Origin of the sequence: Terriglobus sp. YAF25 (assembly GCF_052113305.1) — a bacterium.
In the GTDB taxonomy this organism is placed as follows: domain Bacteria; phylum Acidobacteriota; class Terriglobia; order Terriglobales; family Acidobacteriaceae; genus Terriglobus.
Map to the genome: position 1 here is coordinate 1 of NZ_JBFRCY010000704.1, position 3,409 is coordinate 3,409.

Annotated in this window: 4 protein-coding genes; 1 reads left to right on the plus strand and 3 read right to left on the minus strand. The window is 55.1% G+C overall.

Annotation, left to right across the window (positions count from 1 at the left end; translation table 11 throughout):
• Together AB4043_RS22600 and AB4043_RS22605 are read right to left on the minus strand one after the other, a co-directional pair.
• Positions 1-559: glycosyltransferase (locus AB4043_RS22600; protein ID WP_442308165.1), on the minus strand; the 559-nt coding region annotated here is incomplete at its 3' end.
• Positions 556-2,322, minus strand: coding sequence for an NAD-dependent epimerase/dehydratase family protein (locus AB4043_RS22605; protein WP_442308166.1), 1,767 nt, complete (start codon positions 2,320-2,322; stop codon positions 556-558). The genes AB4043_RS22605 and AB4043_RS22600, both read right to left, overlap by 4 nt.
• 195 nt (positions 2,323-2,517) lie before the next feature.
• Between AB4043_RS22605 and AB4043_RS22610 the strand changes: the two genes are divergently transcribed.
• The gene (locus AB4043_RS22610) at positions 2,518-3,054 is read left to right on the plus strand and encodes an acyltransferase (protein ID WP_442302571.1); all 537 of its coding nucleotides are present in this window, start codon (positions 2,518-2,520) and stop codon (positions 3,052-3,054) included.
• A 61-nt stretch (positions 3,055-3,115) separates the two neighbouring features.
• Here the strand turns inward: AB4043_RS22610 and AB4043_RS22615 are convergent.
• Positions 3,116-3,409: acyltransferase (locus AB4043_RS22615; protein WP_442308167.1), on the minus strand; the 294-nt coding region annotated here is incomplete at its 5' end.

The following is a 3,409-nucleotide window of genomic DNA, read 5'->3' on the forward strand; positions in this document are numbered from 1 at the left end:
GGTCCGGTTCAAGATTGGCACGGAAGGCCTCGCTCTTTCCGTGATGAATGACCCAACTGTCATTCCGATAATGGTTGAAACGGGATCGGAAGTCGCGCTCTGCGGAATGCGAGACGAAGATGAGCCCGTCGGCTAGATGTGCCGAGGCCCAGATAAACCGCCGATAGTAGAAGCCCTTAGATCGATAATGAAATTCAGGCATGTTGTAAGATGTCATGTCGTGAATCGTCACGATCCGGCGTGCCCCGAAGCACATTAGGGGCAACGAATAATGCGGCGAATGAACCACGTCGATGCGGTGCCAAAGCACCAGGATCGGTAGGATGATCTGCTCCAGAAGAAAGCGAAAGGGCAGGATGCGAAAGATTTTCGCGGGCACGCGGATCGTACGCACGTTGGGGCGTCCGCCGAAATCCATCGAGGAGTCGTCATCCTGGGCCAGGACAAAGAGTTGAAGGCTGCTCGGCATCGAAGCAAGCTCTCGAAGTAAGTTTGCGGCGTAGACACCCACGCCAGCCTTATTCTTCGTCACGCATGTGGCGTCGAACAGAACTTTCATTGCGTAAGCTGCTCTAGCGCTACCTTTTTCCCATCGCGCATTCCCTTTTGTTTTACCTTCCGCGCATGACGGAAGCTCTTATGCAGGATCGCGCGTATTGAATCCTGAAGGATATGGAGCATGATCCAGAATGACGGTACCAGGCCGTGAAAGTGCTTGTGAAGAAAGAGCGCCCGTCCCCGCGCATTATAGTAAAAGCTGAAGTCGGAGATACTTCCGCCGGTCAATCCACCTACCTTGTGCCAGAGTTTGCTCTGGGGCAGGTAGTACATGACCAGCCCTGCCTGTCTTGCCCTGTACATAAAATCGACATCGTCCCCGTAAACGAAATACCGTTCATCCATCAGCCCGATTTTCGCAAAGAGTTCCCGTCGAATCAGTACGCAGCACGTGGGTGCATAATCGATCTTCTCCGGATGACTGTACTGGCCGCGATCTTGCTCATCGGCCCCCCGGTGGCATATCCGGAACCCGAAGCTCGGCTCGAAGCGACCTCCCGCAGTCCAGATTCTGTCTGGCGGATCCATGTAATAGATCAAAGGCGTGTCCATATCGCAGCCATGGTCAGACAGCCCTTGCACTAATTGCGCAAAGAGTTCCGGATTGAATACCACGTCATTGTTGACCAGCAGGACATATTCGCAACCCATCTCAATAGCCGCGCGAATTCCCTGGTTGTTCGCCGCCGCCACGCCTACGTTGGTTGGGTTCGCGATGACAAGCTTTTCCACGCCGGAATAGGCGTGGAGCAGGGGGATAGTGCCATCGGTCGAGGCGTTGTCTACCGCAATCAGGCAGAACTTACTATGGGTCATGTCTCCATCCCGGAACGCCCCCGTGACTTCCAGGGTTGAGGAGCTTTGGTAGAACGACTTGACTTGCTCCGCCACGTGCGCCACCGTGGTGCGCTCGTTCGATCCCACATTGACCACGTGACAACCGTTGGCCGTAACCTCAAGACACCGTGCAGTAGCCCGCACGACGTCGTCCACATAGACGAAATCGCGGCTTTCCTGGCCATCTTCAAAGATTTCAAGCTTGCGTCCAGCCCGCGCCAGATTGCAGAAGATGCCAAGAATCCCGGTGTAAGGATTCTTGAGCGACTGGCCAGGTCCATAGACGTTCTGGTAGCGCAATCCGAAGGAAGGAATGCCGAGTACCTGGCCAAACATCATGGCCGTCTGCTCCTGCACCTGCTTCGTCAAACCGTAAAAGGACGAGGGCTGCGAAGGCGCCGATTCCGTGGTGGGAACCGTCTCACAGGATTCGCCGCATACCGGGCAAAGAGGATCGAACTTGCCCGCCATCTTATCTTCAACCGACCGCGATGACGGATACACAATGCCATCCTTCTCGCACCGGTAAGCGCCTTCTCCATAGATCGCCCGCGATGAAGCGACTACGATGCGCTCCACCTTATGATGCGGGTTCTTGGCCAGCAACTCATAGAGGGTAGCCGTCCCACCGAGGTTCGTCCGCTCGTAACGCATCACCTCATACATCGATTGACCGGTGCCGGTCTCCGCGGCCAGATGAACGACGCTGTCCACTCCCAGCAACGCATCACTCATCGCGGACTGATCGGCGACATCGCCGGTAACGAGGCGAACGTGCGGAGCAAGATCGGCAGGCAGGCGCTCATCCCCGGCATGGACTTGAGGAAGGAAGTTGTCGAGGAGGGTGACTTCTTGGCCCTTTGCCAACAGGAGGCGCGCCAGATGTGTCCCGATGAAGCCAGCGCCGCCGGTGATGAGTGTATTCAAGGATCAACCTTCCGCAGGATGGTGTAAGTGGTTCAATTCCAGCATATAGTATATAACCTCTGGCATGTGCCGAGGCCGATGATGAGACGCTTGCAGGAGTTCTGSAATTTTCCCTTTTTTGAAAAATTGACCTTTCTTAAATTCGTTTACCACCACGCTAAGACACGTTTTTTTTACCGCTACGTCGTGGGTTCTATGGGCAAGCGCTGTGTGATCGTCCGGCCCGCCTCTCTCTATAACGCCCGTTTCGTTCACCTCGGAGACCGGGTCCGCATCAATTACGGAGTGCGTCTCGATGCCATCCTGGACAAGCCATCGCGTGTTCCGGAGCTGCGGATCGGCAGCAATGTGAACATCGAGCAGAACGTTCATATCATGTGCCACTCACGCATCTCGATCGGCGATAACGTCAGCATCACGGGACACTGCGCGATCGTCGACATCACGCATCCTTATGCAGACATTCACGACACGCGTCCCATCGGGCAACGCATCCTTGATGACGATTCCTTCGTTGAGATCGGCGAGGGTTCGTTTCTGGGCTTCGGCACAGTGGTCCTGCCCAATGTGCGTATCGGCAAATACTGTGTCGTCGGCGCAAACTCCTGCGTTACGCGGAGTATCCCCGATTACTCGGTCGCAGCCGGCAACCCTGCCGTCGTTATTCGGCAATACGATTTCACGAGTCAAAGCTGGGTGAGTATAGGGACCGCTCGCATCGAGAAGATGTAAGGGAGCCCCGCGAGTAATTTGTGATTTAGATTCGTGGGAGCTGAAGCATCTTGCAAAGACGTTAGTCTTGGTCTCGCTCGTTGTAATCAACCCATCTTTTTTCAGCAAAGCTATATCTCCTGATGAGCCGTGCGGGTACACCAGCGACCATAGAGTAGGCGGGAAACGACTTGGTAACGACCGCGTTGGCGCCCACCACACAATGTTCTCCCAAAACCACTCCTGGCATTACACAAACGCGGTAGCCGATAAAGGACGACCTGCCGATGCGCACTTCTCCTCTGCTAGACAGATTCTGATCCAGGATTGGCCCTTTCGTCGGGTCTACGCCATGGGACGCATCACTGATGTAGAC

What these genes read in the sequence shown, in the direction of transcription:
- AB4043_RS22610 (WP_442302571.1), top strand. Translation starts at nt 2,518, where the DNA reads ATGGGCAAGCGCTGTGTGATCGTCCGGCCCGCCTCTCTCTATAACGCC.